This is a genomic window from Burkholderia sp. 567 (assembly GCF_040545115.1).
GTDB lineage: Bacteria > Pseudomonadota > Gammaproteobacteria > Burkholderiales > Burkholderiaceae > Burkholderia > Burkholderia ambifaria.
In genome coordinates this window covers 452,531-477,714 of sequence record NZ_JBEPLG010000001.1, presented here as the reverse complement: position 1 = coordinate 477,714, position 25,184 = coordinate 452,531, and the positions used below count along the sequence as shown (strand labels likewise).

The 25,184-nt window shown below is 68.3% G+C and carries 21 protein-coding genes, 1 tRNA gene and 1 riboswitch; of the genes, 15 read left to right on the top strand and 7 right to left on the bottom strand.

Translation table 11 applies throughout. The features are described 5' to 3' along the window. Positions 1-52: 52 nt before the first annotated feature. The 3 genes from ABIC50_RS02275 to ABIC50_RS02265 all read right to left on the bottom strand — a co-directional run bounded on the left by ABIC50_RS02275 (position 53) and on the right by ABIC50_RS02265 (position 3,847). On the bottom strand, positions 53-1,351 hold the full coding sequence (locus ABIC50_RS02275; protein WP_175674740.1) for an MFS transporter: 1,299 nt from the start codon (positions 1,349-1,351) through the stop codon (positions 53-55). Positions 1,352-1,811: 460 nt separating this feature from the next. Beyond that, positions 1,812-2,462: a DUF2968 domain-containing protein gene (locus ABIC50_RS02270; RefSeq protein WP_354161379.1), complete on the bottom strand. Its 651-nt coding sequence runs from the start codon at positions 2,460-2,462 to the stop codon at positions 1,812-1,814. A gap of 164 nt (positions 2,463-2,626) precedes the next feature. Next, the gene (locus tag ABIC50_RS02265; protein ID WP_354161376.1) at positions 2,627-3,847 is read right to left on the bottom strand and encodes a gamma-glutamyl-gamma-aminobutyrate hydrolase family protein; all 1,221 of its coding nucleotides are present in this window, start codon (positions 3,845-3,847) and stop codon (positions 2,627-2,629) included. Between the two features lie 269 nt (positions 3,848-4,116). On the opposite strand from ABIC50_RS02265, the gene ABIC50_RS02260 reads away from it, so the two are divergent. The 8 genes from ABIC50_RS02260 to ABIC50_RS02225 all read left to right on the top strand — a co-directional run bounded on the left by ABIC50_RS02260 (position 4,117) and on the right by ABIC50_RS02225 (position 12,126). After that, positions 4,117-4,803 (top strand): GntR family transcriptional regulator, encoded by a 687-nt coding sequence (locus ABIC50_RS02260; RefSeq protein WP_354161373.1) that lies wholly within the window; start codon positions 4,117-4,119, stop codon positions 4,801-4,803. After that, entirely contained in the window at positions 4,800-6,176 is a 1,377-nt protein-coding gene (locus ABIC50_RS02255; protein WP_011656246.1) for an amidase, read from the top strand. Before ABIC50_RS02260 ends, ABIC50_RS02255 begins: the two co-directional genes overlap by 4 nt. Positions 6,177-6,308: 132 nt before the next feature. After that, entirely contained in the window at positions 6,309-6,821 is a 513-nt protein-coding gene (locus ABIC50_RS02250) for a disulfide bond formation protein B (protein ID WP_011656245.1), read from the top strand. 639 nt (positions 6,822-7,460) lie between these two features. Then, positions 7,461-8,465: a xanthine dehydrogenase accessory protein XdhC gene (xdhC, locus tag ABIC50_RS02245; protein ID WP_354161370.1), complete on the top strand. Its 1,005-nt coding sequence runs from the start codon at positions 7,461-7,463 to the stop codon at positions 8,463-8,465. A gap of 18 nt (positions 8,466-8,483) precedes the next feature. Continuing rightward, on the top strand, positions 8,484-9,509 hold the full coding sequence (locus tag ABIC50_RS02240; protein WP_175695593.1) for an adenosine deaminase: 1,026 nt from the start codon (positions 8,484-8,486) through the stop codon (positions 9,507-9,509). Positions 9,510-9,536: 27 nt separating this feature from the next. Continuing rightward, positions 9,537-9,899 carry a hypothetical protein gene (locus tag ABIC50_RS02235; protein WP_354161368.1) on the top strand — a complete coding sequence of 121 codons (363 nt, stop codon included), beginning with the start codon at positions 9,537-9,539 and terminating at the stop codon, positions 9,897-9,899. Positions 9,900-9,915: 16 nt separating this feature from the next. Further along, positions 9,916-11,232 carry a guanine deaminase gene (gene guaD / locus ABIC50_RS02230; RefSeq protein ID WP_354161365.1) on the top strand — a complete coding sequence of 439 codons (1,317 nt, stop codon included), beginning with the start codon at positions 9,916-9,918 and terminating at the stop codon, positions 11,230-11,232. A gap of 102 nt (positions 11,233-11,334) precedes the next feature. Further along, a riboswitch (yybP-ykoY riboswitch) is annotated at positions 11,335-11,475 on the top strand. A 78-nt stretch (positions 11,476-11,553) separates the two neighbouring features. Next, a complete protein-coding gene (locus ABIC50_RS02225; RefSeq protein ID WP_041489770.1) occupies positions 11,554-12,126 on the top strand; it encodes a TMEM165/GDT1 family protein in 573 nt (190 codons plus the stop codon). 57 nt (positions 12,127-12,183) lie between these two features. Here the strand turns inward: ABIC50_RS02225 and ABIC50_RS02220 are convergent, their stop codons facing one another. Next, positions 12,184-12,885, bottom strand: coding sequence for a DUF4136 domain-containing protein (locus ABIC50_RS02220; protein ID WP_175668634.1), 702 nt, complete (start codon positions 12,883-12,885; stop codon positions 12,184-12,186). 186 nt (positions 12,886-13,071) lie between these two features. Between ABIC50_RS02220 and pepN the strand changes: the two genes are divergently transcribed. The 7 genes from pepN to ABIC50_RS02185 all read left to right on the top strand — a co-directional run bounded on the left by pepN (position 13,072) and on the right by ABIC50_RS02185 (position 20,998). Next, the gene (gene pepN / locus ABIC50_RS02215; RefSeq protein WP_354161362.1) at positions 13,072-15,765 is read left to right on the top strand and encodes an aminopeptidase N; all 2,694 of its coding nucleotides are present in this window, start codon (positions 13,072-13,074) and stop codon (positions 15,763-15,765) included. A gap of 288 nt (positions 15,766-16,053) precedes the next feature. Next, positions 16,054-17,073: a class 1 fructose-bisphosphatase gene (locus tag ABIC50_RS02210; RefSeq protein WP_012363316.1), complete on the top strand. Its 1,020-nt coding sequence runs from the start codon at positions 16,054-16,056 to the stop codon at positions 17,071-17,073. Positions 17,074-17,282: 209 nt separating this feature from the next. After that, positions 17,283-17,358, top strand: a tRNA-Thr gene (locus ABIC50_RS02205). Between the two features lie 185 nt (positions 17,359-17,543). Then, positions 17,544-18,353: a helix-turn-helix transcriptional regulator gene (locus ABIC50_RS02200; RefSeq protein WP_354161359.1), complete on the top strand. Its 810-nt coding sequence runs from the start codon at positions 17,544-17,546 to the stop codon at positions 18,351-18,353. Positions 18,354-18,528: 175 nt separating this feature from the next. Then, positions 18,529-20,274: an FAD-dependent oxidoreductase gene (locus ABIC50_RS02195; protein ID WP_354161357.1), complete on the top strand. Its 1,746-nt coding sequence runs from the start codon at positions 18,529-18,531 to the stop codon at positions 20,272-20,274. Next, a complete protein-coding gene (locus tag ABIC50_RS02190; protein WP_354161355.1) occupies positions 20,271-20,483 on the top strand; it encodes a hypothetical protein in 213 nt (70 codons plus the stop codon). The genes ABIC50_RS02195 and ABIC50_RS02190 overlap by 4 nt, the downstream gene beginning before the upstream one ends. 260 nt (positions 20,484-20,743) lie before the next feature. After that, positions 20,744-20,998, top strand: a complete 255-nt coding sequence (locus ABIC50_RS02185; protein WP_011656234.1) for a GlsB/YeaQ/YmgE family stress response membrane protein — start codon at positions 20,744-20,746, stop codon at positions 20,996-20,998. 84 nt (positions 20,999-21,082) lie between these two features. Here ABIC50_RS02185 and ABIC50_RS02180 read toward each other — a convergent pair whose 3' ends face one another. The 3 genes from ABIC50_RS02180 to ABIC50_RS02170 are packed head-to-tail and all read right to left on the bottom strand — an operon-like array spanning position 21,083 to position 25,163. Then, complete coding sequence (locus ABIC50_RS02180; protein WP_354161352.1) at positions 21,083-21,565, bottom strand: TlpA disulfide reductase family protein; 483 nt, start codon at positions 21,563-21,565, stop codon at positions 21,083-21,085. Next, a complete protein-coding gene (locus ABIC50_RS02175) occupies positions 21,562-22,821 on the bottom strand; it encodes a sialidase family protein (protein ID WP_354161349.1) in 1,260 nt (419 codons plus the stop codon). The genes ABIC50_RS02180 and ABIC50_RS02175 overlap by 4 nt, the downstream gene beginning before the upstream one ends. Beyond that, positions 22,809-25,163: a TonB-dependent receptor gene (locus ABIC50_RS02170; RefSeq protein WP_354161346.1), complete on the bottom strand. Its 2,355-nt coding sequence runs from the start codon at positions 25,161-25,163 to the stop codon at positions 22,809-22,811. Before ABIC50_RS02170 ends, ABIC50_RS02175 begins: the two co-directional genes overlap by 13 nt. Between the last annotated feature and the right edge of the window lie 21 nt (positions 25,164-25,184).

The following is a 25,184-nucleotide window of genomic DNA, read 5'->3' as shown; positions in this document are numbered from 1 at the left end:
GGAGCGCGGCACGCTCCCTTGTTTCACCCGACGTCGCGCGATGCAGGCGGCGTCAGGCCGCCTTGTACTGGTTGCGCGCCTCGCGCGTGCGATACAGCACGAGCGTCGCGATCAGCCCGCAAAGCGCCGCGACGCTCAGCCACAGCCCCGGTGCGGCCTTGTTGCCGGTCTGGTGGATCAGCAACGTCGAGATCGCGGGCGTGAAGCCGCCGATCGTCGTCGCCAGGCTGTATGCGAGCGAGAAGCCGGCGGTGCGCACGTCGACCGGCATCACTTCGGTCAGCGCGACGACCATCGCGCCGTTGTAGGAGCCGTACAGGAACGACAGCCACAGCTCGACCGCCAGCAGCCGCAGGAACGACGGTTCGGCCACGAGCCACAGCACGGCCGGATAGGCCGACAGCAGCGTGAGCACCGTGAACGCGATCAGCACCGGTCGGCGGCCGATGCGATCCGACAGCGCGCCGGACAGCGGCAGCCACACGAGGTTGGACAGGCCGACGCAGACGGTCACGACGAGTGCGTCGAGCGACGACAGGTGCAGCACTTCCTTGCCGAACGTCGGCGTATATGCGGTGATCATGTAGAACGACACCGTCGTCATGATCACCATCCCCATGCCCGCGATCACGACACCCCAGTTCTCGAGCATCGAACGCATGATCTCGCCCATCGTCGGACGGTGACGCTTCGCGAGGAACTCGTCGGTTTCCTTCAGCGAACGACGGATCAGGAACAGGAACGGTACGATCAGGCAGCCGATCAGGAACGGAATGCGCCAGCCCCACGCGCTCATGTCCTCGGCCGGCAGCACGCGGTTCAGCAGCACGCCGACAAACGCGGCGAACACGACGGCCACCTGCTGGCTGCCCGATTGCCACGACGTATAGAACCCCTTGTGGCCCTTCGTCGCGATCTCCGACAGGTAGACCGACACGCCGCCCAGCTCGACACCCGCGGAAAAGCCCTGCAGCAACCGGCCGAGCAGCACGAGCGCCGGCGCGAGCACGCCGATCGTCGCGTAGCCGGGAACCCCGGCCACCGTCAGCGTGCCGAGGGCCATCAGGCCGAGCGTCAGGATCAGCCCCTTGCGGCGGCCGTGATGGTCGATGTACGCGCCGAGCACGATCGCGCCGACCGGGCGCATCAGGAAGCCCGCGCCGAACACCGACAGCGACAGCATCAGCGACGCGAACGCGTTACCGCTCGGAAAGTAGGTTTTCGCGATGGCCGACGCGTAATACCCGTAGACCATGAAGTCGTACATTTCCAGGAAGTTGCCGCTGACGACCCGGAACACGGTGCGGACTTTCGATTCCTGCGCGACGGCGTGTGTTGCTGCTGTGGACATGTTGTTCTCTCGGTTCGGATGGCGCGACATCCGCGCCGTGTGAGCCGGCGATGCGTGTCGCACCGGTCGGCGCGCACGGACATCGCCACCATCCGGCGGCACGTCGCGCAACGATGCGCACGCCGGCATGGCCCGCAAATGATGCCACGCGAAGCCGACAGTTGCCTTGGAGCGGGCCGGCAGTCGCTGTTGCCGACCGCGCATCCGGCCCGTGCGGATCGGACAGCCCCTGTCGAAAGGCGCATCAAAGTCGGATCAATCCGATCGACCGATCGCCCCGGCACGAGTCGCGGAGGTGCCCACGCACAGACTTACTTCGACCATGCGTCGCGACTGTCGCACCGCAGCCCAACCGACCTGCTTCGCACGCTTCCCGGCCGACGGCCACCCAATAAAAAACCCGGCGAAGCAGGCTTCGCCGGGTTTCGTTCGTGCGTCGATCCAATGGACCGACCTGTCGTCACTTGCGTGCGGGCAACCCGGTGTCGGCTTGCCGCTGGAGTTGCCGCACCTGCTCCTGCAGATCGCGCAGCTGCGCCTGCGCGGCCCGCTTCTCGACCTGCAGCGCCTGTGTCTGCTGCCGCGCCGACTGCTGCCGCTGCGCGACCTCGGCCTGCTGACTGCGCGCGACGCTCAGATCGGCCTGCAGTTGCTGCGCGCGATTCGCCTGCAGCGCGATCACGCGTTCGAGGAACGTCTTCTGCGCCTGCAGTTCGGTGCGACGGATCTCGACGTCCGCGAGCTGCACCGTCTGCTGGACGAAGTTCGCGTACACCCTCTCCGCGCGGCTCTTCTCCTGCGACTTGATCACGCGCCACAGATGCTTGTCCTGGAACAGCGCGACGTAATACGTCATCTCGCGCTGATCGAACATCAGGCTCGCGCCATAGCTGCCGTTGTAGGTGGTGCGCATCTCGACGATCCGCCCGTCTTGCAGCATCTGCGTGAGTTCGGCCACGTTGCCTTGCGCGGCGGCATCCGTCGCGGACGCGGGGGACGCCGTCGCCGGCGCGCCATCGCCGCTCAGGCTCGTCACCGCGGGGCGCGTACCGGCAGCGGGCGCGCTCGCATCGGCCGACCATGCTGCGCCCGCGTGCACGCAGGCGGCCATCGCAACGATCCACGTTGCGCATCGTGCGGGGGAAAATTTTCGGAAGACCAACGTCAGACTCCGGCGTACGAATCGGGAGTCGCGATTATCGTTCAAAACGAAACGGCCGCATCTCGAATTTACGGGATGCGGCCGGCCTGCCTGCGACGCGATGCGAGCGCCGGCTACAGGCGCGTTTCGCGTGCCGCGCGCAGGAATGCGTCGAGCAACGGCGTGCAGTCGAGCAGCTCGGAGCCGCCCGCGCGATGGAACTCGGGGTGCCATTGCACGCCGACGACGAACGGCGCGCGCCGGTAGCGGATGCCTTCGATGATCCCGTCGCCGGCCGACACGGCCTCGATGTTCAGATCGCGGCCGAGATCGCGGATCGCCTGATGGTGGATCGAGTTCACGATCGCTTCGCTGCGCCCGGGAAACATGCTCGCGAGCGTCGACGAGTCGGGAAAGCGGATCGAATGGCGATGCTGGTCGTAATGCTCGCTCACGTGCGGATGCGCGGTCGGCACGTCGGTCGCGATGTCCTGGTATAGCGAGCCGCCGAATGCGACGTTGATCAGCTGGCAGCCGCGGCACACGCCGAGCACCGGCTTGCCGGACTCGACGAACTCGTGAAACAGCTCGAGCTCGTACATGTCGCGCACGCGGTCGCCCGGCCATTCGGGACGCGCATCCGATGCCGCGTAGGTTTGCGGCGACACGTCGGCGCCGCCTTGCAGCAGCAGGCCGTCGAGATGCTTCGCGTAGTCGCGCAGGCGGATGTTGCTCGGATGCAGCATGCCCTGATGGCCGACGGTCGGAATCATGAACACGAGCACGTCACGCGACATCACCCAGTGCGCGATCGATTCCTCGAGATACTGCAGGGTCTTGCCGCGCAAACCCTTCGCACCCGGCTCCGGATGGAAGATCCGCGCCGACACGCCGATACGCAACGTGCGCTGCGTGATCCGCTGGCCGGCGCGGTCGAACAGCCGGCGCGCACGCGCCGCGACGATGCGGCCGAACACCGACCATGGCGTGTCGCTGTTCTTCAGGTAAGCCGGCGGCGCATTCTGCGCGCTCGCGGGCGGCGGCCGCGGCGTGTCGAAATCGGGCTGCGCGCCAAAACCGGGCGGCGCGGCACCGGCTTTTGGCGCGGCGGTGGGTTCAGCAGCGGGTTCGGAAGCGGATTCGGCAGCGGGCGTCGTGCCCGCGGCGCCCGGCTCCGACGCCGCCGTGACCGGCGATGGGCCGTCCGCAGCGACATCCTCGGCCGCGGCAGCCTGCGCGACGGAGGATTGCGTGGCGGGTACCTCCGGCGCGTGTGCCGGATCGGAACGGGGGGAACGGGAAGACGCGGAAGGGGTGCCGGTCAGACCGGCCGAGGAAGGCGTGGTTTCGCTCATGACGATGGTCTGGTGCGTCGCTCGCGCGTATTTGGATTGACGAAGATTCATTATGCTTCAGTGCACGATCGCGCGGTAAACCTGCAACATCCTGTCGATATTGTTGCAAGTCGTCGCATGCGGCGCCGGACGCGTCAGAGTAAGTCGTCTGGCGGCCTCGAAGGGTCGCCCCGGTGAACTGGACATCAGTGATATATCACAATAATATTCACGGATTGCCTATCTTCCCTGATCACTCGCGCCATGATCGTGCTCCAGCCGGCCTCCGCATGAACGCCCTGCCCGATGCCCTACCCGACCGCCCCGCCGCCTCGGCGCTCAGCCTCGCCGAGCGCGCGTACGCGCTGATCCAGCGCGACATCATCACGATGCGCCTGAAGCCCGGCGCCGCGCTCAACGAAGCCGACCTCGTCGCACGCACCGGCATCGGCCGCACGCCCGTCCATCAGGCCGTGCACCGGCTGGTGCTCGAAGGGCTGCTGTCCGTGATGCCGCGCAAGGGGCTGCTGGTGCAACCGCTGTCGCTCGACGACATCGTTGCGGTGATCGACGTGCGGCGCATCAACGAAGCGCACTGCGTCGAGCTCGCCGCCCGCCATGCGATGCCCGACGATCTCGCCCGCATCGCCGCGCTGCTCGATAACGGGCAGGCGTGCGTCGACACGCACGACGTCGAGGGCATGATGGAGCTCGACCGCGCGTTTCATCAGGCGATCGCCGCGGCGGCACGCAATACGGTGCTCGCGGAGATCCTGCGCGCGCTGCACGAACGCTCGCTGCGCTTCTGGTTCGTGACGCTGTCCGAACCGCACCATCTGTCCGACGTCCAGCGCGAGCACCGCGAACTGTTCGAGCGGCTGTCCGCACGCGACGCCGCCGGCGCGCGCGCGGCCGTCGAACGCCATATCGATTCGTTTCGCGCCACCCTTGTCCAACATCCCCTGAGCCGCCCATGACCACTTTCACGCCCTTCCCCCCGCTCGCCCGGCTCGCCGCCGACCTCGCCGCCGGCCGGACCACGAGCCGCGCGCTCGTCGACGTCGCGCTCGAACGGATCGCCGATCCGTCGGGCCAGGGCGCGGCCGTCTTCACCGAAGTCGACGCCGACAACGCGCGCGCGGCCGCCGACGCGCACGATCGGCTGCGTGCCGCCGGCACCGTGCTGTCGCCGCTCGCGGGCATCCCCGTGTCGGTGAAGGACCTGTTCGACGTCGCGGGCCAGGTGACGCGCGCCGGCTCGCGCGTGCTCGACGGCGCGCCGCCCGCGCAGGCCGATGCGGTCGCCGTCGCGCGGCTCAAGCGTGCGGGCGCGGTGCTGGTCGGCCGCACCAACATGAGCGAGTTCGCGTTCTCCGGGCTCGGCCTGAATCCGCACTTCGGCACGCCGCGCTCGCCGTATCACCGCGACGTACCGGGCGACGCACGCATTGCCGGCGGCTCGTCGTCCGGCGCGGCCGCGTCCGTCGCCGACGGGATGGCGGCCGTCGCGCTCGGCACCGACACCGGCGGTTCGATCCGGATTCCGGCCGCGCTGTGCGGGCTCACGGGCTTCAAGCCGACCGCGAGCCGGATTCCGACGCAAGGCGGCGTGCCGCTGTCGACGACGCTCGACTCGTTCGGCCCGATCGGCCTGACGGTCGCCTGCTGCGCGCTCGTCGACCGGATGCTCGCGGGTCTCGAGCCGCACGTGCCGGCCGCGCGGCCGCTCGAAGGCGTGCGGCTCGGCGTGCTGACCAACTATGTGACGGACGGCGTCGACGCCGACGTCGCCACCGCGCTCGACGCATCGCTGAAGCATCTCGAAGCCGCCGGCGCAATCGTCACGGAAGTGCGCTTTTCCGCGCTCGACCGGCTGCCGGACATCAACCGCTTCGGCTTCTCGCCGATCGAGGCGTACGCGTGGCATCGCCCGCTGCTCGCGCAGCACCGCGACCGATACGACCCGCGCGTGCTGTCGCGCATCCTGAAGGGCGAGCCGGCGAGCGCGGCCGACTATCTCGACCTGCTCGCCGCCCGCCAGGCGATGCTGGACGAAGCGGCACACACGGTCTGGTCGCGCTTCGACGCACTCGTCGCCCCGACGGTGCCCGTCGTGCCGCCGCGCATCGCCGAACTCGAAGCGGACGACGCCGCGTTCACGCGCACCAATGCGCTGATCCTGCGCAACCCGAGCGCCTTCAACTTCCTCGACGCATGCGCGCTGTCGCTGCCGTGCCATCCGCGCGACGCGGCGCCGGTCGGCCTGATGCTCGCCGCCGCGCCGCATCGCGACGACGCGCTGCTCGCGATCGGCCAGGCGGTCGAGGCCGTGCTGAACACGATTCGATGATCGCGCAAGCGCAATGTCGGTGGACGGGTGCGGCAGGGTGCCGCACGCGCGCTGTCAGTTTCGTGCCAGATCGTTCGCGCTAAAATCGCGCGATTGTTTATCGGACCGACCAACGACAGGAATCCCGCCGACATGAATGACTCCACGCTCGCACTCCGCCGTGAACGCCGCCTGCTGATGCTGCTCGGCTGGGTGTGCATCGCCTTGCTGGCCGGCGCGCTGTACCTGCAATATGTGAAGAACGAGGATCCGTGCCCGCTGTGCATCATCCAGCGCTACTTCTTCGCGGCGATCGGCATCTTCGCGTTCCTGGCGGCCGGTATCCGCAACTGGCGCGTCATCTGGGTGTTCGAGCTGCTGATCGCGATCGCCGCGGCCGGCGGCGTCGGCACCGCCGCGCGGCACCTGTCGATCCAGATGAATCCGGGCTTCAGCTGCGGCTTCGACACGCTGCAGCCGATCGTCGACAGCCTGCCGCCCGCCCAGTGGTTCCCCGGCATGTTCAAGGTCGCCGGCCTGTGCGAGACAGTCTATCCGCCGATTTTCGGCATCCTGCTGCCCGGCTGGGCGCTGATCGGCTTCGCCGTGATCCTGGTCGCGGTCGCGTCGAGCCTCTGGCGCCATCGCCGCAAGCTGGCAGGCTGACCGGTCGGGGCCACGTAGCCGCCCCGCGTTCGTTCGGCGCCGCCGGCGACGTCCCGCGCGGGCGCACCCTGCCGGCCGCACCTCGCCGGCCACGGCTGGCCGGCCGCGCCTGGCCGGCCACGCGTAAACACCTAACCCCGCCGCAGCCCGGATTTTCGGGCGAACGCACATCGCACGACATCCGCGCGACCTCCACGCGCATGCCCCGCCACGCAAGCGTTTCGGCCCGATGCGCGCGCACCGACGCCCCCGATCCCGCGCGGCGGGCCTATGATCGACATGATCGCTGCCTGATAGCCCGGATCACCGCCCGGTGATGTTCCCGCCGCGTTGCGGTGCTATCTTTGCGACTGGATGGCGATCTACGTGCGCGAGGCCAGGCGGTCTCACCTCCTGCGTAACGCGCGCCCGATCCGCAATGTCGACTGGATTTCTCATGACAACGCACACCATCCGCATCCGTCACCCTCATGGCGTCCGCCCGTCCCGCGGAGCCGTTCGCGCGCGCCCGCGGCGCCCCGCCGCCGCACCGCATCGACCGTGCGGCCGGCCTGCGTCGCTCCCGTCAGTCCTCGTTATCGCCTCGCCCGCCAGCGCGCGCCGCGCGTCGTGCCGCGTCGTCGTGAACGGAGCGTGCTGATGGAAGCGTGGATCGGCGATCTGCAGCAATTGCTCGCGCACGGCGAAGCGGCCGTGCTCGTGACGGTCGCGCATACCGACGGCTCCGCGCCGCGCGAGGCCGGCACCAAGATGCTCGTCACGCGCGACACGGCCCGCCATACGATCGGCGGCGGTCATCTGGAATGGAAGGCGATCGAAATCGCACGGCATCTGCTGAAAGACGGCGCGCACGTGCCCCACGCGCGCAGGCTCGAACGGCTCGCGCTCGGCCCGAGCCTCGGTCAGTGCTGCGGCGGCGCGGTCGTGCTCGCGTTCGAGCGGCTCGATGTCGGCGACCTCGGCTGGATCATGTCGCTCGCGAAGCGCGTCGCGGCCGGCGCCGCGACCGTGCGTAGCGTATCATTCGGCCCCTCGCCGGGCGCGCCGCTGCTGAGCGAGCCCGAATCGCCCGCCGCGCGTGCCGACTGCCTGCTGTGGGAAACCGGCGGCGTGTCGCTGATGACCGAGACGATCGCGCCGTATGCGTTCCCCGTCATGCTGTTCGGCGCCGGACACATCGGCACCGCGCTCGTGAAGGTGCTGGCGACGCTACCGTGCCACGTGCGCTGGATCGACGGGCCCGCTGCGGTATTCCCGCCGGCCGAGGCGCTCGTCGGGATCGGCAATCTCGCGATCGACGCGGTGGCCAGCCCGGCCGACGCCGTCGACACGGCGCCGCCGCACGCGTACTTCGTCGTGATGACGCACGACCACGCACTCGATTTCGTGCTGGCCGAGCGCATCCTGCGGCGCGGCGACTACGCGTACTTCGGGATGACCGGCTCGCGCACCAAGCGCATGCAGTTCGATCATCGGCTCGCAGCGATCGGCATCGACCCGGCCCAGGTCGCGCGGATGCGCTGCCCGATCGGCGTCGAAGGCATCATCGACAAGGCGCCCGAAGTCATCGCGATCTCGGTGGCCGCGCAGTTGCTGCAGGCCGTCGAGGCGAACGCACCCGCGCAGGCTTCCCCTACCTTCTGACCGACCAAGAACAACGCCATGACCCCGACATTCAAGGACAAGATTGCCCGTGCACCGAAAGCGGAACTGCACATCCATATCGAAGGCTCGCTCGAGCCGGAACTGATTTTCGCGCTCGCGCAACGCAACGGCGTGAAGCTCGCGTACGAGTCGATCGACGCGCTGCGCGCCGCGTACGCGTTCACCGACCTGCAGTCGTTCCTCGACATCTATTACGCAGGCGCGAGCGTGCTGCTGACCGAGCAGGATTTCTACGACATGACGGCCGCGTACTGCGAACGCGCGCTCGCCGACAACGTCGTCCACACCGAACTGTTCTTCGACCCGCAGACGCACACCGAACGCGGCGTGCCGATCGAAACGGTGGTGGCCGGCATCGACCGCGCGCTCGCCGACGCCGAGCCACGCGGGCTGTCGAGCAAGCTGATCCTGTGTTTCCTGCGCCACCTGTCCGAAGAAGACGCGCTCGCGACGTTCGAATCCGCGCGGCCGCTGTTCGAACGCTATCGCCGCCGGCTGATCGGCGTCGGCCTCGACTCGTCCGAGCTCGGCCATCCGCCGGCGAAGTTCGCGCGCGTGTTCGAGAAGGCCCGTGCGCTCGGGCTGAAGCTCGTCGCGCATGCGGGCGAGGAAGGCCCGCCCGCCTACATCCACGAAGCGCTCGACGTGCTGAAGGTCGACCGGATCGACCATGGCGTGCGCAGCATCGAGGACGCGGCGCTCGTCGAACGCCTCGCACGCACGCGCGTGGCGCTGACCGTGTGCCCGCTGTCGAACCTGAAGCTGTGCGTGTTCGACGACATGGCGAAGCACACGCTGAAGGCGCTGCTCGATCGCGGCGTCGCGGTGACGATCAACTCCGACGATCCGGCCTACTTCGGCGGCTACGTCAACGACAACTACTTCGCGACGGTCGACGGGCTGCAGCTGACGGACGCCGAAGTGCATACCGTGATCCGCAACGGCTTCGAGGCATCGTTCGTCGACGCGGCAGCGCGCGACGCGCTGATCGCGCGTCTCGATTCGTACTGGCAGGCCGCGTGACGGCCGGCATCGAGGTTCGCTAGACAGATGAAACAGCGCGACGACATCCGCTTCGTGACGACCGGTTCGGCCCTGCGCCGCGCCGGCCGCATGCGTGCGCGGCGCCTGCACGCCGGCATCGCGTCCGCCGCTCGCGCGGCGACGGCGTTGCGCGTCGTCGTGCACCGAAGCCTGTCGTTGCGGCGCGTCATGCCGCTCGCCGCCGCGCGCGTCGCGATTGCCGCGCCGTCCGCCGGCAACCGCGTGATGGCGGCCGCGACGCTCGCGTGCGCACGCACAGTCCGCGGCGCGCCCGCCTTCTCGCGCCGCCGCATCGCGCATGCACGGCCGCGCCCTTCATACCGTCGCCCGTGCGGCACCGACCGTTTTCTTCTGTTCGCCTTACCTTGATGCAGGACCATTCGTCATGACGCAAACCGCTTTCCGTTCCCAGCTGCTGACCTTCAACGGCGACCCGGCGCAGTCGAGCCAGGCCGCGAACCACGAGACCGACGGCCTGCTGATCGTCGACGACGGCAAGGTCGTCGCGGCCGGCCCGTATGCGCGGCTCGCCCCGACGCTCGCGCGCGACGCGATCGTCCACGACCTGCGCGACAAGCTGATCGTGCCCGGCTTCATCGACACGCACATCCACTATCCGCAGACGGACATGATCGCGTCGCCGGCCCCCGGCCTGCTGCCGTGGCTCGACAAGTACACGTTCCCGACCGAGCGCAAGTTCGGCGATCCTGAGCATGCGCGCGAGGTCGCCGACTTTTTCGTCGACGAACTGCTCGCGTGCGGCACGACGAGCGCGCTCGTCTACTGCACGGTGCACAAACAGTCGGCCGACGCGCTGTTCGCGGCAAGCGCTGCCCGCGACGTGCGGATGATCGCGGGCAAGGTGCTGATGGACCGCAACTGCCCCGAGTTCCTGCGCGACACCGCGCAATCGGGCTATGACGACAGCGCCGAGCTGATCGGCCGCTGGCATGGCAACGGCCGCCAGCTGTACGCGCTCACGCCGCGCTTCGCGCCGACGTCCACCGAGGCGCAGCTCGAGGCGTGCAGCGAACTCGCGCGCCGCCATCCGGACGTGTTCGTGCAGAGCCACGTCGCGGAAAACGTCGATGAAGTGAAATGGGTCGCGGAGCTGTTCCCCGGCCACCGCAGCTATCTCGACATCTACGATCGCTACGGGCTGCTGCGTCCGCGCGCGGTGTACGGCCACTGCATCCACCTCGACGACGAGGACCGCCGCCGGATGGCCCAGACGCGCACCGTCGTCGCGCACTGCCCGACGTCGAACTTCTTTCTCGGCAGCGGACTGTTCGACTTCGACAAGGCCGGCGAATACGGCGTGCCGGTCACGCTCGCGACCGACGTCGGCGGCGGTACGTCGTTCTCGATGCTGCAGACGATGAACGAAGCGCACAAGGTCGCGCGGCTGTCGGGCCACCACCTGAGCGCGACGCGGATGTTCTGGCTCGCGACGGCCGGCGCCGCGCAGGCGCTCGATCTCGCCGACACGGTCGGCACGCTCGGGCCGCGAACCGAAGCCGACTTCATCGTGCTCGACCCGCAGGCCACGCCGCTGCTCGCGCGCCGCACGAAGCGCGCGGATTCGCTCGAGGAACTGCTGTTCGCGTTCGCGCTGCTCGGCGACGATCGCGCCGTGTACCGCACGTACGCGGCCGGCCGGCTCGTGCACGAGCGCGGTGCCGCACGCCGCGCCGCCGCCTAACGCGCGCGCGTTTGCCCGCTCCCTCTCCCGCTCCGGCGTGCGCCACGGCGCATCCCGGAGCCGCCGGATTCGCTCCGCCCGCCGCACGCGCCGTGCTAGAATTCGGCCCTCATTGGGGAGTAGCCGCTCCGCTCGATGTCCCGCGCTCCCGGCGCGCATCGTGACGGAGGCGTCCGTCAACAGACTTGGCCGTTCATCGGCCATGGCGGACGCAGCCACCGAGGCCTGGCGAGACCGATGGTTCACTGCGCGCCGTATCAGGGCCCGGCGCGCGGCGGATCGTCGCTCGCACGCACAACATCGGCCCGTGGAACCCCATACGTGTCTCAAGCCTTCCTGATCTCCACCGGCGCCGTCGCCCTCGCTGAAATCGGCGACAAGACCCAACTGCTGTCCCTCGTGCTGGCCGCGCGCTATCGCAAGCCGGTGCCGATCATTCTCGGCGTGCTCGTCGCGACGCTCGTGAACCACGGCTTCGCCGGTGCGTTCGGCGAGTGGCTGGGCATACTCGTCACGCCGTCGATCATGCGCTGGGCGCTCGCGTTCTCGTTCATCGCGATGGGGTTGTGGATCCTCGTGCCGGACAAGCTCGATGCCGACGAAGCCAATGCGACCCGCTCGCGGCTCGGTGTGTTCGGCGCGACGCTCGTCGCGTTCTTCCTCGCGGAAATGGGTGACAAGACGCAGATCGCGACCGTCGCGCTCGCCGCGCGCTTCCAGGATTACATCGGCGTGGTGGCCGGCACGACCTTCGGGATGATGCTCGCGAACGTGCCCGCGATCCTGCTGGGCGACCGTTTCGCGCACCGGCTGCCGACGAAGCTGGTGCACGGCATCGCGGCCGTGCTGTTCGTCGTGCTGGGCGTGCTGGCGTTGCTGGGCGTCGGGTTCTGACACATACAACGCAGGCAACTGGCGCGGCCGGGCGGCCGCGCCGGTGTCGACAGCGCGTTACTTCGCGACCGCCGCACCCGAGGCCGGCACGGCCGGCACCGCACGCTCGTTGGCGGCCGGCGCCGCGGGCCCGCCGCGCTTGTCGACCGGCAGCCGCACCGTGCGGATCGCGCCGTTCGCCAACGGGAAATCGGCGAGCGCGCTGCGCGCGAGGAACGGCATCGCATACAGCAGCGCACCGTTGTCGCCGGTGGTGCGCGCGGTCACGTTGTAGACCTCCTTGCCGGTCGCACGCTCGGTGATCCGGATGCCGAGCGTGTAGTCGAACACCTGGTAGGTCTGCGCGACATAACCGGCCGGCATCGGCCCCCAGGGCCCCCACGGGCCCCACGGCCCGCCCCGCCAGTACGGCCCCGGGCCCGCGAACCACGGGTCGTAGTAGACCGGCTGCGGCACCGTCACCAGATCGCTGCCGACCCCGTAGGTCAGCCCGACCAGATAGCGCGCCTGCGCGGCCGGCACCGGCCGGAATGCGTACGCGGACAACTCGTTCGCGACGATCGGCTCGTAGGTCGACTGCTCGATGCTGTGCTTCTGCGCATCGGTGCGCGTGAAGGCGTAAGTGCGTGTCGCGTCGCTGCCGCTCCAGTCGGAGAAGGCCGTGACCTGCGTCGTCACGTAGCTGGTGCAGCCCGTCAGCAGCGCCACGCACAGCACCGCCGCCCAGCCCGCACCGCGTTGAATCCATTCGCGTTTCATGTCGATCCTCGTCGATCCGTCATCCGTCCGTCGCACCGCGCGAACCGCACGGGATGCCGATAATACGCGGACTCCCCGAACCGGTAAAAAGTTCGCTGCGGCGCGCGGCCGCAAGCCTTTGTACAATGGCCCGATTCGCCCGGTCCGCGCTGCGGGTCCGATCCCCCCCCTCCGATCTCGACGACCATGTCCGACAACGCCTCCTCCACCGTGATCCGCCGCGCCGACTACACGTCGCCGGCCTTCCTCATCGATTCCGTCGCACTCGAATTCGATCTCGCGCCGGCCCGCACGATCGTCAGGAATACGATGCGCGTGCGCCGCAATCCGGACGCGGCGCCCACCCCGCATCTGGAGCTGATGGGCGAAGCGCTCGAATTCCTCGGCGCGCGGCTCGACGGCGCGCCGTACGGTGCGGTGCGCGCGCACGACCACGGGCTGACCGTCGAAAACGTGCCCGACGCGTTCGAGCTCACGCTCGAGAGCGCGTGCGCGCCGGACCAGAACACGACGCTGTCCGGCCTGTACGTATCGAGCGGCAACTTCTTCACGCAGTGCGAGGCCGAAGGCTTTCGCCGCATCACCTACTTCCTCGACCGCCCCGACGTGATGGCGTCGTACACCGTCACGCTGCGCGCCGACAAGGCCGCCTATCCGGTGCTGCTGTCGAACGGCAACCTGGTCGACTCGGGCGAGCTGCCCGACGGCCGCCACTTCGCGAAATGGGAAGACCCGTTCCGCAAGCCGAGCTACCTGTTCGCGCTCGTCGCGGGCAAGCTCGTCGCGATCGAGGAGAAGATCACGTCCGGTTCCGGCAAGGAAAAGCTGCTGCAGGTGTGGGTCGAACCGGCCGATCTCGACAAGACCCGTCACGCGATGGATTCGCTGATCCATTCGATCCGCTGGGACGAGAAGCGCTTCGGTCTCGAGCTCGATCTCGACCGCTTCATGATCGTCGCGGTCGGCGACTTCAACATGGGCGCGATGGAGAACAAGGGGCTCAACATCTTCAACACGAAGTACGTGCTGGCGAACCCCGAGACCGCGACCGACACCGACTTCGCGAACATCGAGTCGGTGGTCGGCCACGAGTACTTCCACAACTGGACCGGCAACCGCGTGACCTGCCGCGACTGGTTCCAGCTGAGCCTGAAGGAAGGCCTGACGGTGTTCCGCGATCAGGAGTTCTCGGCCGACATGGCGGCGGGCGACGACGTCGCATCGGCGGCCCGCGCGGTCAAGCGCATCGAGGACGTGCGCGTGCTGCGCCAGTTGCAGTTCGCCGAGGACGCGGGCCCGATGGCGCATCCGGTGCGCCCGGAAAGCTACGTCGAGATCAACAACTTCTACACGATGACCGTCTACGAGAAAGGCTCGGAAGTCGTGCGGATGTACCAGACGCTGTTCGGCCGCGACGGGTTCCGCAAGGGGATGGACCTGTACTTCCAGCGCCACGACGGTCACGCGGTGACGTGCGACGACTTCCGTCACGCGATGGCCGACGCGAACGGGCGCGATCTCGCGCAGTTCGAGCGCTGGTACAGCCAGGCCGGCACGCCGCGCGTGTCGGTGCGTACCGCGTACGACGCGGCCGCCCGCCGCTACACGGTCACGCTCGCGCAGGGCTACGGCGACGCGTCGCCGGCGGCGCGCGACACGCAACAGGGGCCGCTGCTGATCCCGTTCGCGATCGGCCTGATCGGCCGCGACGGCCGCGACCTGCCGCTGCGCGTCGACGGCGAAGCCGCCGCAGCGGGCACGACGCGCGTGCTCGAGTTCACCGACACCGAGCAGACCTTCACGTTCGTCGACGTGCCGGAACAACCGCTGCCGTCGCTGCTGCGCAATTTCTCGGCGCCGGTGATCGTCGAGTACGACTACAGCGACGACGATCTCGCATTCCTGCTCGCGCATGACAGCGACCCGTTCAACCGCTGGGAAGCCGGCCAGCGCCTCGCGACGCGCGCGCTGCTGACGCTCGCCGCGCGCGCCGCCGCGAACCAGCCGCTCACGCTCGGCGAGAACTTCGTCGCCGCGTTCCGCCGCGTGCTGACCGATGAAAACCTGTCGCCCGCGTTCCGCGAACTCGCGCTGACGCTGCCGTCGGAAACCTATCTCGCCGACCAGATGGCGGAATCCGATCCGGCCGCCGTGCATCGCGCACGCCAGTTCGTGCGCCGCCAGCTCGCGACCGCGCTGCGCGCCGAGTGGCTCGCAGCGTACGAGCAGCACCAGACGCCCGGCGCGTACGAGCCGACGCCCGAAGCGTCCGGCCGCCGCGCGCTGAAGAACCTCGCGCTCGCGTATCTCGCCGAGCTCGAGGATCCGGCCGACGCCGTGCGCATCGCGACCGCGCAGTACGACGCGGCGAACAACATGACCGATCGCGCCGCCGCGCTCGGCGCGCTGCTGTCCGCCGCGGCCTCGGGCGCGAACGACGCGGCCACGCATGCGCTCGACGACTTCTACCGTCGCTTCGAGAAGGAAGCGCTCGTGATCGACAAGTGGTTCGCGATGCAGGCCGCGCAACGCGGCACGGCCGCCCAGCCGACGCTCGCGAAAGTCCGCAAGCTGATGGCCCACCCCGCGTTCAACCTGAAGAACCCGAACCGCGCACGCTCGCTGATCTTCAGCTTCTGCGCGGCGAACCCGGCGCAATTCCACGCGGCGGACGGTTCGGGCTACGCGTTCTGGGCCGAGCAGGTGCTCGCGCTCGACGCGATCAACCCGCAAGTCGCCGCGCGCCTCGCCCGCTCGCTCGAACTGTGGCGCCGCTTCACGCCGGCGCTGCGCGACCGGATGCGCGAAGCGCTCGAGCAGGTCGCGGCCGGCGCGAAATCGCGCGACGTGCGCGAGATCGTCGAGAAGGCGCTCGCGTAACGGCACGTACGCGATTCGCGTCGCGCTCCCGCGCGCAGAAGCCGGCGCCGCTCCGTTGCGGCGCCGGCTTTTTTATCGGCTGAAGGTTCGCGGGGTCGGAGCCGGAGAGCACGTTCGACCGGCCGACAGTGGCGCCGCCGCAGGGCCGATCCGCCGCGCCGCACACGCGGGAACCCGCCCGAATCGGCCATCCGGCCATGTAACCGGACGAAAAAAGCCGGCGGCGCGGGAGGCGCGGCGGGTAAAATTGCGGGCATTCAAGGATTCTTTGGCCTTTCGGAGTCAGTCATGTCCATTGCCCGCCGCACCACGCTGTCGAAGTTCCTGATCGAACAGCAACGTGAGACCAACAACCTCCCCGCCGACCTGCGTCTGCTGATCGAAGTCGTCGCACGCGCGTGCAAGGCGATCAGCTACAACGTGTCGAAGGGCGCGCTCGGCGAAGCCCTCGGCACCGCCGGCAGCGAGAACGTGCAGGGCGAAGTGCAGAAGAAGCTCGACATCCTGTCGAACGAGATCCTGCTCGACGCGAACGAATGGGGCGGCAACCTCGCCGCGATGGCGTCGGAGGAGATGGAAACGTTCTTCCCGATCCCCGCGAACTACCCGCGCGGCGAATACCTGCTCGTGTTCGACCCGCTCGACGGCTCGTCGAACATCGACGTGAACGTGTCGATCGGCACGATCTTCTCGGTGCTGCGCTGCCCGGACGGCAAGCAGGCCACCGAGGAATCGTTCCTGCAGCCGGGCACGGAGCAGGTCGCGGCCGGCTACGCGGTGTACGGCCCGCAAACGGTGTTCGTGCTGACGACCGGCAACGGCGTGAACTGCTTCACGCTCGACCGCGAAGTCGGTTCGTGGGTGCTCACGCAAAGCAACATGCAGATCCCGGCCGATACGCGCGAATACGCGATCAACGCGTCGAACGCGCGCCACTGGTACGAGCCGGTCCAGCGCTATGTCGACGAACTGAACGCCGGCAAGGACGGCCCGCGCGGCGACAACTTCAACATGCGCTGGATCGCGTCAATGGTGGCCGACGTGCACCGGATCCTGAACCGCGGCGGCATCTTCATGTACCCGGCCGACAAGCGCACGCCCGATCGCCCGGGCAAGCTGCGCCTGATGTATGAAGCGAACCCGATGTCGTTCATCGTCGAACAGGCGGGCGGCGCCGCGACGACGGGCACGCAGCGCATCATGGAAGTGCAGCCGACCGGCCTGCACCAGCGCGTGCCGGTCTTCCTCGGTTCGAAGAACGAAGTCGAGCGCGTTACCAGCTATCACGCCGAAGGCGAAGGCAAATAAATTTGCATCGCAGCTCTGGACGAAGGGGCGAGACGTCAGTACAATCGCGCCTTCGCGATGTGGCCCTGACAGGCTGCGTCGCAGTGAAGTGAAAGCGGGAAGTCCGCCGGATCGATGGTTTCGCGAAGCAGCGGCAGCAAGCTGAAAAAAAATTCGCAAAACCTATTGCCAAGATCTCGGATTTGACCATATAATTTCATTTCTCTGCTGCCGGTGTAGCTCAGTTGGTAGAGCAGCGCATTCGTAATGCGAAGGTCGTAGGTTCGACTCCTATCTCCGGCACCAAGACATAAAGGCCTGACAAGCATCGCTTGTCAGGCCTTTTCTCTTTTCCAGCCGCGTTTTCTCCGGCCGCGTTTTCCGATACACGAAATCGTGAGCCCCGTCGTTTTCGCTTGCGGGCATCCCCCGACTTCCTTCCCGCGCACCGCCGATTACAATCGCCGGATCACCCTGCCCTCCCCTGCATCATGCGCACCTGGCGTCTCGAGCGACCGAACCTCAGCGGGCAACTGGACGTGCGCCGCGCGACCGGCCTCGTCGCCGCGATCGGCGGCAGCGAGCCGAACGCGTTCGCCGCGGAAATCCTGAAGCTGTTCGACGATGCGCTGTCCATCACGCAGTGCACGATCTTCGCGTACGAGTTCGGCAACCGGCCGCGCACCGTGTCGGTCGCCGATCATCGCGGCGGCCGCTACCTGAGCGATGTCGCCGACACCTACGCGCGACATTTCTATGCGCTCGACGGCAACCAGACGATCGTCTCGGCCGCCGGTCGCGGCCCGCACCGCCGCGACGTGCTGCTGCATCAGCAGGCCGGCGACGAGATCGGTCACGACGCGTATCGCGCGGCCTGCTATCGCGGCCCCGACGTATCCGATCGCCTCGCGCTGCTGATGCAGCCGAACGACTCGACCTGGTTGTCGATCAACCTGTATCGCGCGCATCGCAGCGGCGCATTCCAGTCGCGCGAGATCGCAGCCATCGAAACGCTCGCGCCGCTGATCGCGCAGGCGGCGCAACATCACTACGCGCTCGCGGGCTCGACGCAGATCGGCATCCCGCAACTGATGCTCGCGCGGCTGCGCGACGCCTGTCCGGCGTTGTCCAAGCGCGAACTCGACGTGCTGCGCGGTGTGCTCGAAGGCCTGAGCGCGCGGGAAATCGGCGACACGATCGGCGTGAAGGCGTCGAGCGTCGTCACCTACCAGAAGCGCGCGTACCGGCGTCTCGGCATCTCGAGCCAGCGCCAGCTGTTTGCGCTGTGCCTGCAACCGTGAACGGCGCGCGCCGATCCTGAACACGTCGGGGTAAATCCCGACCCGCCGCCAGCCGTTCGCCGTACCCGGAATGGGGACAGCGGTGACCGGCCCGGCTTCCATACTGCATCGACCCGCCGCACGTATCGCGTCATCGCGCGCGTGCGTCCCGATCACTGCAACCTGGAAGCCAACGATGGGCATCGAATTCAAGCCATATCCGTTCGTCGCCGCGCGTCATCCGGCGCACCTGCCGACCTGCAGCGACGGTGTCGACACGCAACGACACCGCGTCGCGATCGTCGGCGGCGGGCCGGTGGGCCTCGCCGTCGCACTCGGCCTCGCCAACCACGGCATCCGCAGCGTGCTGCTCGAAGCCGACGACTCGGTCTGTCACGGCAGCCGCGCGATCTGCATCTCGCGACGCAGCCTCGAGATCATCGAGCGGCTCGGCGCGCTCGACGACTTCCTGCGCGTCGGACTGCCGTGGAGCGGCGGGCGCAGTTTCCATCGTCGCGACGAAGTGCTGCATTTCACGATGCCGCAGGACGGGAACCAGAAGCTGCCGCCGATGGTGAACCTCGCGCAGTATCACATCGAACAGTTTCTGCTCGATGCCGCGCTGCGCCGCCCCGAGCTCATCGAGATCCGCTGGCAGGCGAAGGTCGCGGGCGTCACGCGCTACCCGGACGGCGTGCGCGTCGACATCGACACGCCGCTCGGCAACTACGCACTCGATGCCGACTGGATCGTCGCGAGCGACGGCGGGCGCAGCACGATGCGCGATGCGCTCGGCCTGTCGCTTCAGGGCACGAGCTATGAAGGCCGCTACGTGATCGTCGACATCGCGCTCGACAGCGACCGGCCGACCGAACGGCTCGCGTATTTCGACCCGCCGTCGAACCCCGGCTCGACGGTGCTCATCCACAAGCAGCCCGACAACGTGTGGCGGATCGACTACCAGCTGCGCGACGATGAGGATCCCGAAGCGGCCGTGAAGCCCGAGAACGTGATCCCGCGCGTGCAGAACCTGCTGGACATGATGGGTGAACGCGGCGCGTGGTCGCCGATCTGGATCACGATCTACAAGGCGAACGCGCTGACGCTCGAACGCTACCGGCACGGCCGCGTGCTGTTCTGCGGCGACGCCGCGCACCTCGTGCCGATCTTCGGCGTGCGCGGCGCGAATTCGGGCATCGACGACGCCGACAATGTCGCGTGGAAACTGGCGTACGTGATTCGCGGCCTCGCGTCGGACGCTCTGCTCGACAGCTATTCGGACGAGCGGGTGTTCGCGACGCACGAGAACCTGCGCTACGGCACCAAGAGCACCGAGTTCATGGCGCCGCCGTCGTTCGCATTCGACCTGATGCGCAAGGCCGTGCTGACACTTGCTGTGCGGCATCCGGCGTTGCGTTCGCTGATCAATCCGCGCCAGACGACGGCCATCGCCTACACGGCGTCGCCGCTCAACGCGGACGAGCGCGACGCGTTTGCGGCCGGACCGGCGCCCGGCACGGTGCTCGCGGAATGTCCGCTGATGCTGCCGGCGTCACGCGACATCGGCAACGCCGGCGGCGCACGCCGCGGCCATCTGACCGATCTCGTCGGCCCATGCTTCATGGCGTTGCGCTTCACGCGCGATGGCGCATCCGATCCGTCGTTCACCGAACTCGAGCGACGCCTGCACGACGCCCAAATACCGTTCGCGCTGGTGACGCTCGCGCGGCATGTGGCACCTCAACATCCGGGATGCAACGGCTACGATGCGGACGGCCGCCTATTCGACCTGTACGGTGCGCGCGACGGCACCGTCTACCTCGTGCGTCCGGACGGACACGTGCTCGGCCGCTGGCACGACGCACGCCCCGCCGATCTAAGCGCAGCACTCGAGGGTGCGCTCCACCCGCGCACGTCAGCCGATCTTCAGGAGAACGCATGATGACCGACACCGAACGCGACATCCTTTACACCGACCTGTGCCGCGCAATGACCCGCATCGGCGAAACCGACGCCGCACTCTTTCTCGCCCGCTTCGCGCTGCTGGCGATCGAGACGATCGGCGATACGGCGACCGTCACCCGCCTGATTGCAGATGCCGGCGACGACTTGCCCGATACGGGCGCACCGGCGCCATTGCACAGGCAATGATGCAGGACACACCGCCTAACGGGCACACCCGTCCTTACATATTCATTTCGCCGCGCATCGTCTGCGCACCCGTCGCGCCGTAGGCAGACGAATCCCCTGGAAAAACCCGTTAAGGGTGCATAACATTACTTAACGATTCCGACCCGTCTATCGCGTTACATTGCGTGGGCGGCGCGGCGGGTCGCATGCCGCCTTCCTGCAGCTTGCGGCGAAACAGCCGACGTCCGGTCATTTCGACTCAATACAAGGAGAGGATCACCATGACTCATGGCTTGATTATGTGGCTCATCATCGGCGCGATCGCCGGCTGGCTGGCCGGCCTGCTCGTCAAGGGCGGCGGGTTCGGCCTGATCGTCGACATCATCGTCGGTATCGTCGGCGCGGTGATCGGCGGCTGGCTGGCCACGATGCTCGGTATCGGCATCGGCAGCGGATTCATCGGCTCGGTGATCGTCGCTGTCATCGGCGCCGTGATCCTGCTGTTCGTGATCCGGCTATTCAGGCGCGCGGCCTGACGATCTTCTCGCGCGCCTTCGGGCGCGCGCTCGTTCGTTTTCGCATCGAAGCGGCGCGCGACATCCCGCGCGCCGCCTGCCGTTTCAGCGGCGCTTGCCGCGCTGCAACCAGCCGTCGAGCACGTCGGTCGTCAGCAATCCGCTGCGCGCTTCGCGTGCGCCATCGCGACCGATCCACACGGTACGCGGCATTTCTCCCCGCCATCCCGCATCGAGCGCCGCCCGCAGACGCTCGGGCATCGGCTCCGCGTTCGCATACTGCGCGACCTGCGGCGGCACGTTCATTTGCGCGAGCGCCTGCGCGATCGCGGCGCCGTTGTCGTCATAAGCGTCCATCGCGACCATCGCGAGCTGCACGTCCGGATGCCGGCGCTGCCACGCGACGAGATGCGCGGCGTTCTCGCGGCAGTATCCGCAATCGAGCGACCAGATCTCAACCGCGAGCGGCCGTTCGTGCGCCGTCGCGTACAACTTCGCGACCTCGGCCGCGCGCAGCGGCTGCAGCTCGCCGGCCCACGCCGGCAGGCTCGCGAGCACGGCGCCGATCAACACCATCAGCCGTTTCATTGCGCGCCCTCCACGGGAATCAGCCGGTAGCCGTCGTTACGCGTACGCCACGACAGGTAGATGCGGCCCGCATCGTCGAGCAGTTGCGGATTGTCGCTCGCGCCCGACGTCGACGCGATCACGCGCGGCGCCGACCAGTGCTCGCCGCGATCGTCGGAGCGGCGCAGCTTGATCTGCATCGTGTCGCCGTCGAACGCCTTCCACGCGAGCCAGACGACGTCGCCGTGCGCGACGAGCGCCGCATGCGATGCCTGCTCGGCCGGCACCGCGGGATTCGCGCCGAATGCCCACGGCGTGCCGCGCGGCCGGCCGTCGGCGCCGATGCGCGAGTAGAACACGTCGGCGCGGCCATCTACGACGCCGAACCACGCGATATGACGCGTCCCGTCGGGCGTGATCGCAAGCGCCGGCCCGTGCTCGGGGCAGGCCTCGACATGCCAGTTCGAGAACGTCGCACGCACCGGCACGACGGGCTCCGACGCCGACACAGGCAGCACCGCGAGCGCATGGTCGCGGATCTGTCCGGGGAACACGTTGCGCCACACGCCTTCGATGTGTCCGGCCGGATCGATCGCCATCGCGATGCGGCAGCATTCGCACGTGTGGTCGGTCACCTTGCGCTCGGGCTCGAACGACGCGCCGCCGTCGCGCGACACCGCGTAGTACACGGCCGCGCCCTCGTACGCCTGCCCCGCCGCCTTCGCCGCGACGAGATCGCGCTTGTCGATCCACGCGATCGCGATGTTGCCGGCCGGATCGACGGCCATCATGTCGAAGCGGTGCGTGATCGCCTGCCGGTCGCGATGCACGGTGACGGGCACGCTCCAGGTCGCCCCACCGTCGAGCGAGCGCGAGAAGCGCACCATGCCGGTGTACGGCGCATCGAGCGGCATCGACCACGACACGTACACCGCACGGCCGTCGGGGCTCGTCGCAATCTTCGGCCGATTCTCCGCGCTCGTGTAGACCGGCTCGGGCATCGCGTTGACGGTCACGGGCGCGGACAGCGTGCGGCCCGCGTCGTCCGAGTGCGCGACGACGACGTGCGCGCCTTCGACCCATGCGACCCACAGCCGGTGCCGCGCGTCGAACGCGGCGCCGGTCGCGAGCGGCTGCTTCTGTTGCGCCGGCGCAGCCTGCATGCTCATGTGCGCGGCATGCGGGTCGGCGGTTTTCGGTGCGTCGTGCGCGCCGGCGGGCGACAGCACCGCGAGCCACAGCGCGCAGCCTGCCGCGAACGATTTCACAGCGACCATTTCAGTTCTCCAAAGAAAGTGCGGCCCGGATACGGGTGGAACACGTAGTAGCGGCGGTCCGTCAGGTTGTCGATGCCGACCGATGCGGTCCAGTGACGGTCGAACCGGTAGCGCGCCTTCAGGTCGACGACCGTGAAGGTGCTCGTGCCGCCGTACACGTCCGGATTCACGTCGCTGTTGTCGAGCGTGTTGAACTGGCGACCGGAGTACCGGACGCCGACGCTCGCGAGCCAGTGCTCGTCGAAGCGGTACGACGCGAGCAGGTTCGCGCGCATGCGCGGGATGCGCGGAAAGCGCGAGCCGACGTACGCGGGATTCGCGGTGTCGGCCAGGATCTGCGCATTGCTCGCCGACACGTTCGCGTCGATGTCGAGCCCGCGCAGCCCGACGTTGCGGCCGCTGAATCCGAGTTCGACACCGCGCACGCGCACGCGATCGACGTTCGAGATGTTGGTGACGGTCGACGCGCCCGACACCGTCGTCTGGCTGTAGATCGAATCGCGCAGGTCGCTCTGGAACACGCTCGCGCGCACGATGCCGACGCCCACGTCACGCTCGGCCGTGAAGTCCCAGTCGATCGCCTTTTCCGGCCGCAGGCCCGGGTTGTTGTTGACGATCGCGTTGTTCGAGATCGTGCCCTGGAACAGCTCGCCGACCGTCGGGAAGCGCGTGCCCGTCGCGAACGACACGCGGAAACGCCAGACGTCCGTCGCGTCCCACTGCAACGCGACTTTCGGCGACAGCGCATTCGCGCCGCGATCCGCGTAACCGATCGTGCCGCCCGCGTTGCCCAGCGCGCCGCCGTATGCATCCCAGCGCTCGTAGCGCAGGCCGAGGGTCGCGAGCCAGCCGGGCGCGAATCGCCACGCGTCCTGCGCGAACAGCGCCTGCGTGCGCGTATCGCCCCGGTAGACGCTCGCGAGCGAGGTGGTCGGCCCGGCCAGCCAGTCGGCCGTGTTGTACGTGACGTTGCGCAGGAAATAGTTGTCGTAGTGATAGCCGAACGTGAACGTATGGCCCTTCACTTCCGGCGCCTCGGCCTTCAGGTCGAGCGTACGCCAGCCCGTGCCGTCGCCCTGGAACAGCGTGCCCGCCCCGCCCTGCGCGGTCGATGCCGCGCGCAGCACGTCGCGCGACACGTCGTAGGCGGACACCACGCCCGACAGCCGCCAGCCCGAATCGAGCCGGCCGTTCAGGCCGAGCGCGTACAGCCAGTTCTCCTGGTGGCCGCGCTGCGGCGCGAACGCGCTCGGCGCGACGGTCATGTTCCGGCCGCCGATCGACACGTTGCCGCCGTAGACGGGATTGCCAGCCGCGTCGCGCAGGAAGGTTTCGCCGTGCTGCCGGTAATGGTTCTCCCAATGCCCGAGCGTGAGCGTCGCGTCGATGCGGTCCGTGAACGCATAGCCCATCCGGACCGTCTCGTTGAGCTGCTCGGTCCGCTCGATGTTCTGCGCGCCGACGATCGTGCGCGGCTTGCCGTTGGGTCCGATGTCGGTGGCCGCGCCCGACACGGGCACCGCGGCGCCGAGCTTCGGGTTGTACGCCGAATTGGGGCTTGCATACTGCATCGGCTGACCGTCGTTCTCCAGCCGGTCGAGCGACAGCGAGAACCAGAATTTGCCGATCCGGTTCGCGATCCGCGCGGTCTGGTGATTGCCGCCGAAGCTGTCCGCCAGCCCGTAGCCGTCGTGATAGCGCTGCGTGAAGAACTGCGTCGACAGCGACGCCTCGAGTTTGTCGGGCCGCCGCGTGGTCAGCAGCACGGTCGAGCCGATCGCGTTGCCGGCGTACAGCGCGGAAAAGGGGCCATACAGCACGTCGACGCGCTCGATATCGTCCGGCGCGATCAGCGACCAGCGCGGCGGGTACGCATAGCTCGAGCCGAGCAGGTTCGACAGCAGCAGGCCATCGGCATACACGAGCCCGCGCGCACTCTGCAGTTCGTTGAAGTCGCGGCCGGCGAACACGCTGTTGCGGTCGCCGATGTAGCGCTTGCGAACCATCAGGTTGGGCGCGTACTTCAGCGCGTCCTCGGTCGTGACGTTGGTGTGCGCGTCGATCTGCTCGCGCGTGATCGACTCGACGACGGCCGGCGTATCCGGATCGACGGGCTGCCGCCGGGCGGTAACGCTGACCTCGGTCAGCGTGTCGCCCGGCGGCGCGGGTACGACCGCGGCAACCGGTGCGGCACGGCCGGCCGGGTTGCCCGAGCCGCCGGGCACCGGCTCGGCGGATGCGCGATCGATCGCAGCCGCCTGTGCGGCAGGCCACGCAAAAGCGGCCGCGCACGCGAGCGCGAGCCGACCGCGCGACGGCCGCGCGGCGAAGGTGAACGACATGGATGAATTCCTGAAAACGTG